The sequence below is a fragment of the Ahniella affigens genome, from assembly GCF_003015185.1.
Classification (GTDB): Bacteria; Pseudomonadota; Gammaproteobacteria; order Xanthomonadales; family Ahniellaceae; genus Ahniella; species Ahniella affigens.
In genome coordinates, this window is sequence record NZ_CP027860.1 from 415,645 (window position 1) to 429,949 (window position 14,305).

Consider the following 14,305-nt stretch of genomic DNA (forward strand, 5'->3'; position numbering starts at 1 on the left):
TGGTCTAGCCTTCAATCAGGCCGCAACCACGTGCAACCGATTCACCTTGAACTGGGCGCGGCCGATGGTCGCGCCCAACTCGTTTCAGGAATTGCCCGAGCGTGTCGTGATGAATAGATGCATCTATCCCGGACTGCTTGGTCTCGCGCTACTCCTCAGTGCTTGTACAGCGAGCCAGCCCAACCGCCAGGAACTGGACGATCCGAATCGGACCTGGATCGCTGAAGACGGACGCGAATACCGCCTGGAGCGCCTGGAAAAGCGCCCCGATACGTACCAGATGACTGCCGATGGTCGTCTGCGTTGGTATCCGGGCGGGACGTTCGACATTGAGCGCGAGACCGACGATGCCTTCTACGTTCGCCAGTATGCGCCGGTGCCAGCCGTGCCGCCACCGGAGTTGGTCGAACCGACGCCGGTTGATCCGGCGGTCGAATCGGCCCTCACCGTAACGGACCTGAGCCAAGGGCTACCGACGACGGGGCAGTGGCGTGATCACTTGGATGTGGTTGACCTGAATGGTGATCAGCATCTGGACTTGCTCGTGCCACCAATACGCAAGTCCTTCAACATGGCGCCAGAAGTGTTTCTGGGCCAAGCAGACGGTCATTGGCAACGGTGGGACAATAGGCGGTTTCCCACTTCAAGGTTTGATTATGGCGCCGCTGCCAGCGCCGATATCAATGGCGATGGCCATGCCGACGTGGCGGTGGGCATGCACATTCTCGGTATTCGCGCGTTTCTGGGGGACGGTGCAGGCACATTCACGGAGCACAGTCAGGGCCTTCCGGTGCCCACCGCTGGCCAATCGCCAGCGTTGTCGTCCCGCCAGATTGCGTTCGTGGATTGGAATCAGGATCGAATGCCCGATTTGGTGGTGTTGAATGAGCGTCTGGGGCAGGATCCCAAGAGTCCCTATCGTGATGGCGCGGTGGTCTTCAGCAATCTCGGGGACCACTGGCAAGCGTTGCCCACGGTACCGGCGCTGCACACCGCCCGTGTCATGGCGCAGGATGCCGCGCGCTCAGTGCTGTTGCTGAGCGCGGGAACGGTCGATGCTGGACAGATGGTGATCAGTGAACGCCATGGCAAGCGCTGGACCGAGCATGTCGTCAACCATTTGCTGCCGAGCAGCCAATTGACGGCGATGGCGGTCACGGCGGGAAAAAACGGTGCCGACCGGATCGCGTTGGCCTACCAGTCACGTTCGCCAAAGTCCTGGTGGTTGGACGTTGAGCTCATGACGCGAACTGGCCGCGATTGGCAGCGGCAGACCTTGATTCGGATCCCGGTCAGTCTGGCGATCCGCGATCTGCACTTCCTGAATGTCGGGACCGACCACTTGCAGTTGGCTGCCATCAACGCAGCGGGCCAGATCGAAATCTGGTCACATCGGGACAAGGCCACCTGGGTACGTCACGCGCCGATTCCGGTACCGGAGTGGCGTCTGGGCTGCGCCGGATTTGGCTTGCACGCGGCCGATCTGGATGCCGACGGTCGCGACGAGTTGATCGCCAATGTCGCCGGCGATCCGCCCATGATCCGTACCGGCAAGGACTGCACCGGTGAGGGCGGCATTCAGGTACTGAAGCTGGCGACCGACGGCCGTTGATCGGGAACAACTGCTCAGCGCTTCACCATTCCGTGCGGCCCGGAATCAGGCCCTTCAGCTCAACGTCGGTCAAATTGCGCCATTGCCCAAGCTTCAGATGACCAAGCTTGATGTTGTCAATGCGCACGCGCACCAGCTGTTTGACGCGATAGCCGAACGCCGCCGCCATCAGGCGGATCTGTCGGTTCAAACCCTGCTTCAGAATGATTCTAAACGCGAACTTGTTCAGCCGACTGGTCCGGCAGGGTTTGGTCATCTGGTCGTGCACAATCACGCCGCGCGCCATGCCGGTCAGAAACTCAGGCGAGATCTCGTGATTGACGCCCACCAGATATTCCTTTTCGTGCCCGTTCTCGTAACGCAGAATCTCATTGACGATGTCGCCGTTGCTGGTCAACAGGATCAACCCTTCCGAGTCCTTGTCCAAACGACCAATCGGGAAAATGCGACGCTCGTGCCCGATCGCATCAACGATGTTGCCCTTGATGGCAGATTCGGTCGTGCACGTCACGCCAACAGGCTTGTTGTAGGCAATATAGACATGCTTGCGCCCGGCCTTTTTTGCCCGAACTTGCAGCGTTTGGCCGTCGACGCGGACATCGTCGCCCTCGTTGAACAAGGTGCCGACGCTCGCCGGAGTGCCATTAACCGTGACGCGGCGTTCCGACAGCAGTTTGTCGGCTTCTCGGCGAGAACAATAGCCGGTGTCGGCAATGTATTTGCTAATGCGCATGCGGTATTCGATCCGGAGCGGGGCGACGTGCGAGGACTGCATCCCGATAAACTGTTGGCAAAGGCTGGCGCACGATGCATCACTGCACGTGACCAATTTGCCTTGATCAACACGCGTGCCGCTGCCAAGTCTAGCAGGCTGTCAAAACACGCGCGCCTCGTTGCTTAGTCGGCGTGCGCTGTCCACGATGCGCACCCGCTGATGGGGTGTCAACACCCGGTCGGGTCCTTGTCTGCATCCGAATCTTTTGCCGGCTCGCACATCAGTTCAGACAATTCGCGTTTGGGGAGGGTCTGAAAGTCCATGATGGACTTATTCTCATCCTCCCCAAGAATCGTCTTGCCCGGATCTTCTCTTGAAATGGCACCACGCTATTTGGATTCTGTGCCGAGTTCATTGTCGGTCTCGGCGATCCTTACCGCTTCGCGATGCTGGTACTGCACCAAACGCTTCGAGTAACGGCAGCTGCCATCTTGGCGCGCGGCCTCGGCACATGAGTCAACGGCACGTTGCTGCGCGCTGACTGCTTCATCAAAACGCTCCAGCGCAGCGAGGCAAGCTGCTTCCGTGTCCCAATGACCCGGCTCTCGATCGTCGGCTTTGACGCGCTGAATCACTTTGAGTCCGGCCTCGCCATCGCGAATCGTGTTGTCGGCTATCGTGCAGCGCATCCACGCGAGGTTGTTGATGGCTTCCATTCCGCCCGCTTCAGCGGCCTGTTCGAGCCAGCGCAATGCCGCTGGCAAATCGCGATCGACACCCCGGCCATAGCGCAGGGCGTAGGCATAGAACGTCATGGCATCGGCAGAGCCTGCCTTTGCACCCATCTCGTAGTAGCGCGCAGCGGTCGCGAAATCCGTCGGTAGGCGACTTGAGCCGAACTCAAACTGTCGGCCAAGGTCGTACCAGAAACTGGGTTGTTTCGAGTGATGCTCCAAGAGCTCGGCTAGTGCGGCGTCGCGAACCTTCGCATCTTTGGACCAGCGCAGACGGAACCAGCGCAATTCCTCAGTGATCTTGGCATCACCTGCTTTCTGCAAAGCTGTGGCGACCAGTCTGACGTCGCCGATCACCACGGGATCTGCCTGCTTGGCATGGCGCAATACGGTCAAGAGCTCCGGCAGGGCCTTTTCATCGGAAGCCATGAGCAACGAGTACAGCCAGTTGATGACTTCGTCCGTTTCGATAGCGGGCGACTGTTCGAGTAAGGTCCTGATTGACGAAGGGTCGCCAAGCTGCGCGCCTTTGCGCAGATAGTGCATGGGGGGATGGTCCAGCCTCACTTCCAGCCTTGGTGCGCTGGCGAGGCCATACAACGCTGTGCCCGCGGCGCCAGCGCCGGCATCAAGGGCTCGCAACATGCCCACTTTGAAGCGGGTCAGGAAATCCGACTCGCTTCCCGGAAAACGGTTGGTGCCAAGGGCCAAGAGCAGCAGAAGCTCTGGATCGCCGCTCGCACTGGCGCGCTCCAGAACCTGAAGCGCTTTGGAATGGGCGCCGATCGATTGATTCTTCGTGCTCACCATCGCGATGATCATTGCTGACTTCGGGTCGCCCGCAAGCGCAGCATCTTCCAACGCCAACATCGCGTCCCGGCGCAGCCCGGACTGGCTGGTCACGAGGCTGACGTCGCCACTTGCGCTGATCTGCCAAAGCGTATTGATGGCCAGGGTGTGCGCATATTGACGGAGCACGTCAGTCAGCACACCTGCTTGCTTGGCCTTGTCGAGGAACGTCCTGGCGGCCTTCTTGTCCCGCTTGACGCCCGCACCGCGGTGGGTGAGGGCCGCCAGCGTTGCGAGCACGTCGCTATTGGCTTTAGGCGCCAGATCCAATAGACCGTCAACGGCTGCCCCAATACATTCAAGTCCGACAAACGAGAGACAGAGTTCCGTGATCCCAACCCCCCCATCGGCCGGGCTGATCGATCGAATCGTCTGCCAGACTTCCAACGCCTCGCGGGCCTCGTCCAGAGATTTTGGCTGCATCGACTGGGCATACGTCACCAGACCGGCCGGATCGCGCAGACCCAGCTGCTCAGCCTGGAGTCTTGCGATGTGATGCAAGGCAAAACCTGGGTACTCAGCGATCGTTCGGTTTTGCGCGCGCGCGATCGATATTGGCAGCAGAAGCGGATCGAAGTACCAGGACGTCTCGCGCTGCCCGGGCGCGCGCACGCGGAGCAGCAAACGCATCTCGCCATTGTCGCGAGTGTCATAGCGTCGGCTCAGTATTTCGAGACCGGCGAGATCAGCCAGGGCATCGGCGTCCTGGTACACCGTCAGCGCCAAAGGCTGTTGCCAGCTTTGACCGGCTCCCTCTTGCAGTAAGTGCTTCAACAGCGCTGCAATCAAGGCCTCGCGCGCGCTAGCACGCGGCTCATCACCGTTTTGCTCGGCGCACTGGAGTGACCGTTTCTGCAGCGCCAAACTGAAGAAGAATTGCTGTCGCGCCGACTCCAATCGGTCGAGCTGGTCCTTGCACACCGAGCCCAAATTGGGGTCCTCAGCCGGCTCGTCCCATTCAGCTAGGAGTCGCTTCACCTCGGTGACGTCTCGGACCTTGTAGCGGCGGACCGTGGCGTTCCAGATCGCCGGAAAATCCGCTCGTGTCGGGTCTTGATCAGCAGCGGCGGTGAGCGCTTCCAGTGGGCTGCCAGAACGAGTCTGGCTGTCGGCCGTGTCTGGCGCTTCGCCACGGGCGCCCGTCACCATCAGGCAACCACAAAGCATCAATCCGCACACAGGGAGTTTCGACCGCAAGTTCCAGACGTTCGTGATCATGTGTTTAGTCTTCTCGGGTCAGGTCGTTGATCAGTTGCTTCATGCGCTCTTGCCGCGACTTCTGCAGGCTCGCCTCGCCCAGACCCGCAATCGCGCGTACCGAGCTGGCATCGAATACTTGCCGGAGGTTCCGCGCGTAAGCGGGCAGATCGGCGTCGGTAATCACGTCCGACTTGCTGACAAAGAGGTGTTCAACCTGCACAACATCGCCCTTCCGAGAAATCTCACGCCGGTAGTCAAATGCCTTGTCGGTGAGCGACAACTTGTCGTTGCCGAATTGCAACTGGCGGCCCTTTGGCGGCAGCAATTCAATCCGATGCTTCAATGTCATCGGGAATGCTTGTGCCATGGGCACGGTGCGCTCCATTTCGGTCACGGGCTCCAGAAACTGCAGGAGCGCCGCGGCATGCAAGTCCAGATAGTTGTGGCCAGCATCGAGCCGTTGCCAAGGCTGCTCAATACGGAACTTGGCCTGGATCTCAATTTCGTTGCGGGTCATATCATCGGCGACCCGAATAGCCTCGACTTCCGTGGCGGTGCCCAATGTCTTGGTGTAAAGCTGGCGCCAGCGCTTGCTGATTTCCGAACTGCTGTTGCTCGCCAGATCCCGGCGCATCACATCCGCAATGTCGCCGCGGCTGCGTTGACTGAGCGCGATCACAATACTGTCTCCCGTACCGGATTCAATCGACTCGCTGATATCGACTTCCGAGCGATCGGACGCGGGGCGAATCACTTCCGTCAACTCGCGTTCGCCGGGAGCGATGATCAGCGCGCGCCCGTAGGGCAACGTACTGAGATGGGCGAGGTCGCCGCCTTGCAGCGTTTGGGTCGGATCGAGCCATACGGTTCGGTTGGCGAGCGCCACACGGACGATGACGTGGTCGAATGCCGCTGCGCTCGGCGGGTGCTGGGTCAGCGACTTGCCATGCGCAATCGACACCAGCGCCGGGTCGGCACGCAAGCCAAGTTGGCGTAAGAGGCTGATCAGCAGTCGCGACTTGTCTTTGCAGTCGCCAAAGCGACGCTGATAGACCTCGTTCGGTTCAGCGGGCCGATGCGTGCTCGCGCCAAGCTCCATGCCGAAGTAGCGCACATCGGTCTGCACGAGCCTGAGAGCGGCAATGATCTGCTGATCGATCGTGGGCAGCGCTTTCAGCGTTGCGAGTTTGAGCTGAAGCTCGGCGTTCAGCGGCACAGGCTCGGGGTACAGCGTGAGCGCCCAGTTGACGACGTCGGACCATGTCCGTTGCTTGCTGACCAGCAACGTGGGCAATGGAAATGTCCAGTTGGGTGCGCGCTCGTTCTTGCTGACGGCAGCGAGATTCTTGCCGAGCCAATGTAGTTCACGATGATCGTCCACCTGCTTCTCGCTGGCCTTGATCGTGGCACCGATGATCGTGTGCGCGAGCGGGGCGTCACTCAGAATTCGGATCTGCCGCCGAGCGGTCGGCGCATGGCCAGACAAGTTCAACGAATCACCGAGCAGATCGCCCATGATCGGATTGCTCCCTTTGATCGTGTATTGCATGCGAATCCGATCGTGCACGCGGACGTCTTCCAGCACGATCAGGGCGCTAACCTTGCCGGTGTACATCAATGACTCGAACTCACTCTCGCGCCTGGCAAGCGTGATGTGGGCCGGGTCGAAGCGGGATTCCCAGTGGCCATCCCGGAAAATCTCAACACGATGGATCACGAGTTGTTCGTAGGTCGGCTCGAACTGGATTTCGAACTGGGCGGCATACTGCAGCAATTCCTGGCTGCGCGGCTCGTAGATGTAGTCGAGATACGCGGCGTACTGCCCTTTGCGGAAGTCGATTTGCGAATCGACCTGCCAGACGCGCCAAGGATCGCTGTCTTGGCCAAGCTTTCGCGGCCATTCCGAAATCAACTCGCGCGCGTCGACATACGCGGGTGGCTGATCCTCGGTGTAGCGGAAGCCACCTGATTCCAGTGTCCGCGCGATGCCCGGCCCGGATGGCAGCGAGGTGACGGCGAACCACAATCCTGCCAACAGCATTCGATGCAGCATGAAGCAATACTCTCTGAGTGACAGCACAATTTCGTCGGCGGTACCCGTGGCTGCCGCGCCGGTTGCCAGCAAGAATCGCGCGATTGTCCGGTCCCGCCAATGACGGTCTGAATCAGTCCATCCTGGACTTCCAGAACCGCACCGAGTACTCGCGTGCTTGATTCCGGGCGGGACATCCATGCCCCGCATCGCCTCTGAACCTGTTCAGAGGCGCCCCAATGACTCGAATCCGCTCTTAGCCGATCGAACCGATGGGGCGTTGCGCGTCGACGCCGTCGTTGCCACGACACGAGCCGACCCGCAGATTATTGCCGGAGACTGAGACAGTAGGGGACCGGGCCGAGTCAAACGCGCAAAACCGAATATCGACTGATTCGCACGGCGCGCGCGTCGTGGCGCTGAGATTGGTCGCAACCGATCTTCGACGCGCCAAAGCAAAAAAGGCGCAGCCTGAGGCCGCGCCTTTTTCCCCGGACCGGGATCCGATGATTGCAACCGTCAGCCGGTGGTCGGGCGCTCGGCGTCCGACGATTCGGCTACCGCAGCCGACGCGTCAGCGATTGCAGCCGCCGGAGCGGTCGGCTCCGAATCGGCGACGGTGTCGGCCGTTGCACTGGCGACATCACTGGCGACGGGCGCGCTTGCCGCGGGCGGCGTTGCGACCGGTTCGATGCGGGACGGTTCGTCAACAGCTGGCGTCGGTTCAACAGCGACGACAACAGTTTCTTCGATGGCGGATGCGGTTGCGACGGGCGCTGCGTCCGCCGGGACGGCGGGCTCAATGGCTGCCGCGTCACTTGTGACAACGGAAACCTCACTCGGAGCAGCGGTTGCTGCAGCCGTAGCCGGCGCCAGCGGCGCCGTTGGCGCAGCTGCTGGCGCCGATTCAGTCGTCACCACCGCGGCGCTAGAAACGGCCGTTGCGTCAGATGCCGTCGGCGACTCGGGTGCCGCTGCCGGAGCCGGTGCCGATTCAGGGGCCGGTGCTGCCTCAAGAGCCGGAGCTGCCTCAGGAGCCGGAGCTGCTTCAGGAGCCGGAGCTGCTTCAGGAGCCGGAGTTGCCTCTGGAGCCGGAGTTGCCTCTGGAGCCGGAGCTGCCTCTGGAGCCGGAGCTGCCTCTGGAGCCGGAGCTGCCTCAGGAGCCGGAGCTGCCTCAGGAGCCGTGGAAGATTCTGGTGCCGGTGCTGGCTCTGCAGCGACTTCAGGACTCGATTGCTCGGTCGAACCCACCGCAGCCGGCGTTGCGGCCACGGCGGCCACTACGGCTGGGACTTCCGCTGTAATCGCCTCATGACGGTTGCGCGGGCGGCTGACCGCGGCCTCGCTCCGTGCCTTTGGTGCCCTGACCGCCTCAGCGGTGGCGACAGCCTCGTCGGTGCTCAGAGCGTCGGAACCGTCATCTGGCAAATCGCCATCTTCGTCATCGAGGTCAAGTTCGTTGCCGCCCGCAGTACCGGCGGCCGCGTTTTGGCCTTCGCCGCGTTCGCGACGGCGACGGCGACCACCACGGCGGCCGCGACGACGCTTGCCCTCGCCATTGCCGATGGCTGGCGTATCGCCGTTCGGCGCGGTTTGGGCGTCGGCATTTGCCGCGGTTTCTGCAACGACTGGCTTTGGTTCATCGGCAGTCGCTGCGGCGCTGGTTGGTTTCGGCTCGGCTGCAGGTGTCGCCGGGGCGGCAGCCTTGGCGGCTGGCGCAACGGGTTGGGCTGCGGGCTGCTGGCCTCGATGCTGCTGATTCCCCGGTTGCTTGCCACCGCCCTGCGCCGGTTGCTGGGGCTTGTTACCGCCGGCCTGACCTGGGTTCTGACCCTGGCCCGCATTCTTGCCCTGCGCCTGATTCTGCTGGCCTTGTTTCGGTCCACCCTGGGCCTGCTGATTGTTCTTGCCGCCCGCTTGGTTGTCGCGATCACGATCCCGATTGTCGCGGTCCTTGCCGTCGCGCTGCTTTTGGCCTTGCTGACGGTCGTCACGACGGTGCTGGCGATCTTGGCGATCGCGGCGGTCGTCACGGCGATCTTTGTTTGGTTTCTGCTCGGGTTTGGCCGGCGCGGCAGGCGCGGGGGCCGCGGCCGGCGTCTCGCCCATGCCAAACAGGCGCTTCAGCCAGGCGACAAACCCGCCGCTCGCTGCCGGTGCGGCTGCCACGGCTGCCGCGGCTGGCGCTTGCGGTGCCGGTTTCGCAGCAACTGGCGCAGGCGTTGGCGTGGGCGTGGCGTCAGCATCTTCTTTGACTGGAGCGGGCGCCGCCGGTGCGATTCGGGTCACGGCTGGTTTTTCGCCTTCGACGACCGGCTGCGTAGAGGCCGGCATCGGCATTGGTACCAGCGGGGTGACGCGCTCGTAACTCGGTGCCGTCTCCATGCCAACTTCGCTCTGGCGAATGCGGCGGACTTCGTAATGCGGTGTTTCCAGCTTGTCGTCGGCAACAATAATCACGCCAGATTCCTGGCGCTGCTCGATCTCGATGATCGCGCGGCGCTTCTCGTTCAGCAGGAAGTTCGCGACCATCGGCGGGCACTGCACCAGCACTTGTCCGGTGTTCTCCTTCATCGCCTCTTCTTCGGCAATACGCAGGATCGACAGCGACAACGATTCGACCGAGCGGATGCGTCCGTGGCCTTCGCAGCGCGGGCAGACCTGGGCGGTAGCCTCGCCGAGCGACGGACGCAGGCGCTGACGCGACATTTCGAGCAAGCCAAAGCGCGAGATCTTGCCGAGTTGCACGCGCGCTCGGTCCATCCGCAGCGCATCGCGCAGCCGTTCCTCGACTTCGCGCTGGTGCTTCGGCGAATCCATGTCGATAAAGTCGATGACGATCAGGCCGCCCATGTCGCGGATGCGCAACTGGCGGGCGATCTCCACGGCGGCTTCGAGATTCGTGTTGAGCGCGGTTTCCTCGATATCGCCACCCTTCGTGGCGCGCGACGAGTTGATGTCGATCGCGGTCAGCGCTTCGGTCTGGTCGATGACGATCGAGCCACCGGAAGGCAGGCGCACCGAGCGCTCAAACGCGTTCTCGATCTGCGTTTCGATCTGGAACCGCGAAAACAGCGGGACGGTTTCCTTGTAGAGCTTCAGCTTACGCAAGTTCTGCGGCATGACTTGCGCCATGAACTCGCGGGCATCGTCGTACAGGCTTTCCTCGTCGACCAGGATTTCGCCAATGTCGTTGCGCAGATAATCGCGCAGTGCGCGGATGATCAGCTTGGATTCCTGGTAAATCAGGAACGGTGCCTTGCGATTGGTCGAGGCATCGATAATCGATTTCCAGACCAGCAGCAGGTAGTCCAAGTCCCACTGCAGCTCTTCGGCTTCGCGACCCATGCCGGCGGTGCGGATGATCAAACCCATTTCGTCTGGCAACTTGAGGTCGTCCATGACCTCTTTGAGATTCTGGCGGTCATCGCCCTCGATGCGCCGCGACACGCCACCCGCGCGCGGGTTGTTGGGCATCAGCACCAGGTACCGACCGGCCAGGCTGATGAACGAGGTCAGCGCCGCGCCCTTATTGCCGCGTTCTTCCTTGTCGACCTGGACGATGATCTCGGTCCCTTCCTTGATCAGTTCGCGGATGCCGGCACGGTGTGGGTCGACGCCCGGCTGAAAATACTCGCGACCGATTTCCTTCAGTGGCAGAAAGCCGTGACGCTCGGCACCGTAATCGACGAAGCAGGCTTCGAGACTGGGTTCGACCCGAGTGATCCGGCCTTTGTAGATGTTCGACTTCTTCTGCTCTTTGGATGGGATCTCAATATCAAGATCAAAGAGGTTCTGGCCGTCGACAATGGCCACGCGCAACTCTTCCCGCTGAGTTGCGTTGATCAGCATGCGTTTCATGTTGTTTGTCCTTCGCCCGCCCCCGTTGCCGAGCCCGCTGCAGCGAGAGGGGCCATGCGGCGCGAGAAGCGGGTGACGCTCCTGGCGCGGCCTGCATGCCCATCAAGCGGCGGTTTTCGTCGCTGGGTGCGGTACTGCATTGCGGCTTGGTAAACCGGACCAATCCTCGCCGGGCTCGTCACTAGATCGAGTCGCCCTGTCTTCGGATCGATGCCGGGCTGTCTAGGTCAGCCTGCTAGGATGTCTGTGGGCGGCTTATCAGCCAGCCCTGCCGCCGCAAAAACGGCCGCAAATCCGATCAAAAGTATGAGAAGCGCTTGAAAATCAAAGCGAAAAGCGGACGGAGTGTAGCAACTTGAAGGCAAGGCCGGCAAACAGGAAGACGGGCAAGGTACAGGCAGGTCCGAAACGGCCGGCCGGTTTGGTGCCGAACGGCAAGGCTGGCAAGCGGCCCGCAGCGTCAGGCAACTCGGCGCGGGCACCTGGTCTGCGCCACCCGGCGCCTGATGCTCGAGGCAAGCCACTGATTGGAAAGGCGAGGAATGTGAAGGGCGACGCGTCGATTCGCGCTCAGTCTGCCTCGCGGCCACGAGGTGATACGTCGCGCAACCCGGTGTTCGAGACTGTTGGGAAAAAACAACAGGTTCGGTCGGGACGGTTCGAGCCACGAACCGAGTCGGGCGGCCAGACCGATCGTTCGAGTCATCCGCGCGCGTCCGCGACGGCACCCAAAACCGAGCCCGCTCCAAACAAAGCAACCACCGCCAGCGTCCGGGTCGAAACAGTGGACGCCAACGCCGACGATCAGCGCGTCGACAACTTCTTGCTGAAGACATTGAAAGGGGCGCCGCGGTCACTGATCTACCGCATCCTCCGATCGGGCGAAGTCCGCATCAACGGCAAGCGGGCAAAGCCGGAACAGCGGCTGGCGATCGGTGATCAGGTTCGAATCCCACCCGTTCGACTGGAGGAACGCGATCCCGGGCAAGCGCCTCTGGGTCTACTCGCGCAGGTCCCGAACTGGGTCATTTTCGAAGACCGCCTGTTTTTGGTGTTGAACAAGCCGTCGGGCATCGCGGCACATGGCGGCAGTGGTATCAGTTTTGGCGCGATCGAACTCGTTCGGCAGTGGCGCCCAAATGAGACGTTTGAACTGGTCCATCGCCTGGACCGCGACACGTCGGGCGTGCTCGTGCTGGCCAAGCGCCGCAGCGGGCTGACCGCGCTGCAAGCCGTCATGCGCGAAAATCGGATCGAGAAGCACTATCTGGCGTTACTTGCGGGCCAAGTGGTGCGGGAAAAGCAGGAAGTCGATGTCGCGTTGGCGAAAAATGTGCTGCGCGGTGGCGAGCGGATGGTCACAGTGGACTTAGAGGGCAAAGATTCGCTGAGCATTTTCCGCGTGATCGAGCGCTACGCCGATGCCACGTTGGCAGACGTGCAGATCAAGACCGGCCGTACGCACCAGATCCGCGTACATTCCCAACACATCGGTCACCCGATTCTGGGTGATGACAAGTACGGCGATGACGAAGCCAACAAGCGCGCCAAGGCGTTTGGCTTGAAGCGACTCTTTCTGCATGCGAAATCGTTTGCGTTCAGTTTGCCGGAGCAGAACTATGCGTTTACGGCGCCGCTCGCTGATGATTTGCGCGCAGCGCTGGATCGGTTGGCGGTAAGCAAATAGGACGCCTTCGAACGACTTCAGAGGCAACATACCGGTATTGCACCGCCTTCCTGTCGCACTGGCGGCATGTGTTGCCCGGCGGTCTCATTGGAATTGAAAGGGAGCGTCAGGATGTCCGAAACAACGAACGACCCGGTAAATACCAGTACCTTGATTGCGGCGCTCCAGCACGTGTTGGATACCGGCCAGCAACTGCCGGTGCTGCAGTACCTCGGTAGGCCGTCCGAGGAATCGAACCCGGAAGACCGGATTCGCGAGGCGATCCGAGTGCTCCGTTCGGGCGGTCAATTGCCGGTGCTCGCGAATCTGGATTTGGCTCAGCAGATCAATGACCTGAATTTGGAGCAGTGGATGACGATTGACCATCAGTACGAAATGAACCAGGTCCTCATGGCGACGATGGCCAAAGCGGTGTCCCTGTTGGTTGGCGGCGATGGCGAGGATCATGTTGAGCCGGTTGGTCTGCGGTCCGAAATTCGCCGCGTCGACACCGACTAGGGAAGGTCTGATCAAGTCCTTCCTGGACTTTCAGACCCGCAATGAGTCCGGCACGTGTCCGGACTCATTGCCCGTGTCGCCTCTGAACTTATTCAGAGGCTCCCTAGGCGCCAAACTTTTGGAAGCGCGCATGGATCGACGTCCCGGTGCGACCAACGATTGTGGTGCTTGGGCGTACTGGCTAGATTCCTGACCGTGTTTGCCGCGATCGCGCCCGAATGGCCGGACGTGCGCGCAGACTCTGTCGGTCCAGATTGGGCCTTATCCTTGGGAGGAATACTGATGTCGGATTCAAACGCGTCGTTACCGAACGAAATCGTGCAATCCATTGCGATTTCCAACGCCAAATCGATAGGTGAGCAGCCTGCCATCCTCGCAAACCTGGCGCTGGCCAACCTGATCACCAACACGAACTTGTCCCAGCAGAATGCCATCGCCACTCAGCAGGCGATGAACGAACTGCAAATCTCAGTCACCGGCAAAGTCGTTCAGATGTTGACCACACTCGGTCCGCTGGAGGCCCGGTCGGCGGTTGATGTGCTCACCAACAATGAACTCGCCCAGACGATCGCCGACCTCAAGGCCACCATTGCGGCATTCGGCAATCGCGGTGACTCGGCCACGGATGCGGCGTCATGAGCGCGTCGGAGCAAGATCCATCCGTCGCCCCCGCGGCCCCAGCCATCGATCACACCGCGCTGCTCGGATTGATCAATGAGTCCGCGCGAGTGTTCGAACAGCAACTCGTCATGCAGAACCAGATCGCGTTTCAGCAGGCGGTCAACCAGCTTCGACTCGCCGTGGTCGCCAAGTGTGCGCAGGTGATTCTGAGCCTGGAGCCGCGCGACGAAAGCGCTGCAGAATTGATCAATCAGTGCCGGGCGCTTCTGGAATTGTTTGAAAGCCGGCTCGGTGCGCCGAAGCTCGCCGAATAGCCTGCTGACGCAACGTGCGTCGCGCATGACGAGCACGCAACAACGGCAAAGCGGGCCATGATGGCCCGCCCAGAATGATGCGCATCGGTGCCCGAATCTTGAGCGACGAGTCCGGATGCGTACCGGACTCATAGCGAACTTGAACGTTCAGCACAGACTTGATCGGTCCGCCCCGAAGTTTG

At 61.3% G+C, this 14,305-nt stretch carries 9 protein-coding genes; 5 read left to right on the forward strand and 4 right to left on the reverse strand.

The genetic code is table 11. The annotated features are described in order from the left end of the window. Positions 1-64 precede the first annotated feature (64 nt). Positions 65-1,612, forward strand: a complete 1,548-nt coding sequence (locus C7S18_RS01475) for an FG-GAP repeat domain-containing protein (protein WP_106889876.1) — start codon at positions 65-67, stop codon at positions 1,610-1,612. Positions 1,613-1,634: 22 nt separating this feature from the next. On the opposite strand, the gene C7S18_RS01480 is transcribed toward C7S18_RS01475, so the two are convergent. The 4 genes from C7S18_RS01480 to C7S18_RS01495 form a co-directional block, all read right to left on the reverse strand. Further along, entirely contained in the window at positions 1,635-2,345 is a 711-nt protein-coding gene (locus C7S18_RS01480; protein ID WP_106893874.1) for a pseudouridine synthase, read from the reverse strand. Between the two features lie 371 nt (positions 2,346-2,716). Next, positions 2,717-5,128: a tetratricopeptide repeat protein gene (locus C7S18_RS01485; protein ID WP_106889877.1), complete on the reverse strand. Its 2,412-nt coding sequence runs from the start codon at positions 5,126-5,128 to the stop codon at positions 2,717-2,719. A 4-nt stretch (positions 5,129-5,132) separates the two neighbouring features. Beyond that, a complete protein-coding gene (locus C7S18_RS01490; protein WP_170113050.1) occupies positions 5,133-7,163 on the reverse strand; it encodes a DUF3857 domain-containing transglutaminase family protein in 2,031 nt (676 codons plus the stop codon). Between the two features lie 498 nt (positions 7,164-7,661). After that, a complete protein-coding gene (locus C7S18_RS01495) occupies positions 7,662-11,003 on the reverse strand; it encodes an Rne/Rng family ribonuclease (protein ID WP_240623958.1) in 3,342 nt (1,113 codons plus the stop codon). A 613-nt stretch (positions 11,004-11,616) separates the two neighbouring features. Here C7S18_RS01495 and C7S18_RS01500 point away from each other — a divergent pair. The 4 genes from C7S18_RS01500 (at position 11,617) to C7S18_RS01515 (ending at position 14,123) form a co-directional block, all read left to right on the forward strand. Continuing rightward, positions 11,617-12,690 carry an RluA family pseudouridine synthase gene (locus tag C7S18_RS01500; RefSeq protein ID WP_106893875.1) on the forward strand — a complete coding sequence of 358 codons (1,074 nt, stop codon included), beginning with the start codon at positions 11,617-11,619 and terminating at the stop codon, positions 12,688-12,690. Positions 12,691-12,801: 111 nt separating this feature from the next. After that, positions 12,802-13,188 carry a hypothetical protein gene (locus C7S18_RS01505; RefSeq protein WP_106889880.1) on the forward strand — a complete coding sequence of 129 codons (387 nt, stop codon included), beginning with the start codon at positions 12,802-12,804 and terminating at the stop codon, positions 13,186-13,188. A 282-nt stretch (positions 13,189-13,470) separates the two neighbouring features. Then, on the forward strand, positions 13,471-13,827 hold the full coding sequence (locus tag C7S18_RS01510) for a RebB family R body protein (RefSeq protein ID WP_170113051.1): 357 nt from the start codon (positions 13,471-13,473) through the stop codon (positions 13,825-13,827). Continuing rightward, a complete protein-coding gene (locus tag C7S18_RS01515) occupies positions 13,824-14,123 on the forward strand; it encodes a hypothetical protein (RefSeq protein ID WP_106889881.1) in 300 nt (99 codons plus the stop codon). Before C7S18_RS01510 ends, C7S18_RS01515 begins: the two co-directional genes overlap by 4 nt. The last annotated feature ends 182 nt before the right edge of the window (positions 14,124-14,305 follow it).

Bases quoted from the DNA above. Each gene is read 5' to 3' on its own strand.
- C7S18_RS01475 (WP_106889876.1), top strand. From the start codon at position 65: ATGGTCGCGCCCAACTCGTTTCAGGAATTGCCCGAGCGTGTCGTGATG.
- C7S18_RS01480 (WP_106893874.1), bottom strand. From the start codon at position 2,345: ATGCGCATTAGCAAATACATTGCCGACACCGGCTATTGTTCTCGCCGA.
- C7S18_RS01485 (WP_106889877.1), bottom strand. From the start codon at position 5,128: ATGATCACGAACGTCTGGAACTTGCGGTCGAAACTCCCTGTGTGCGGA.
- C7S18_RS01490 (WP_170113050.1), bottom strand. From the start codon at position 7,163: ATGCTGCATCGAATGCTGTTGGCAGGATTGTGGTTCGCCGTCACCTCG.
- C7S18_RS01495 (WP_240623958.1), bottom strand. From the start codon at position 11,003: ATGAAACGCATGCTGATCAACGCAACTCAGCGGGAAGAGTTGCGCGTG.
- C7S18_RS01505 (WP_106889880.1), top strand. From the start codon at position 12,802: ATGTCCGAAACAACGAACGACCCGGTAAATACCAGTACCTTGATTGCG.
- C7S18_RS01510 (WP_170113051.1), top strand. From the start codon at position 13,471: ATGTCGGATTCAAACGCGTCGTTACCGAACGAAATCGTGCAATCCATT.
- C7S18_RS01515 (WP_106889881.1), top strand. From the start codon at position 13,824: ATGAGCGCGTCGGAGCAAGATCCATCCGTCGCCCCCGCGGCCCCAGCC.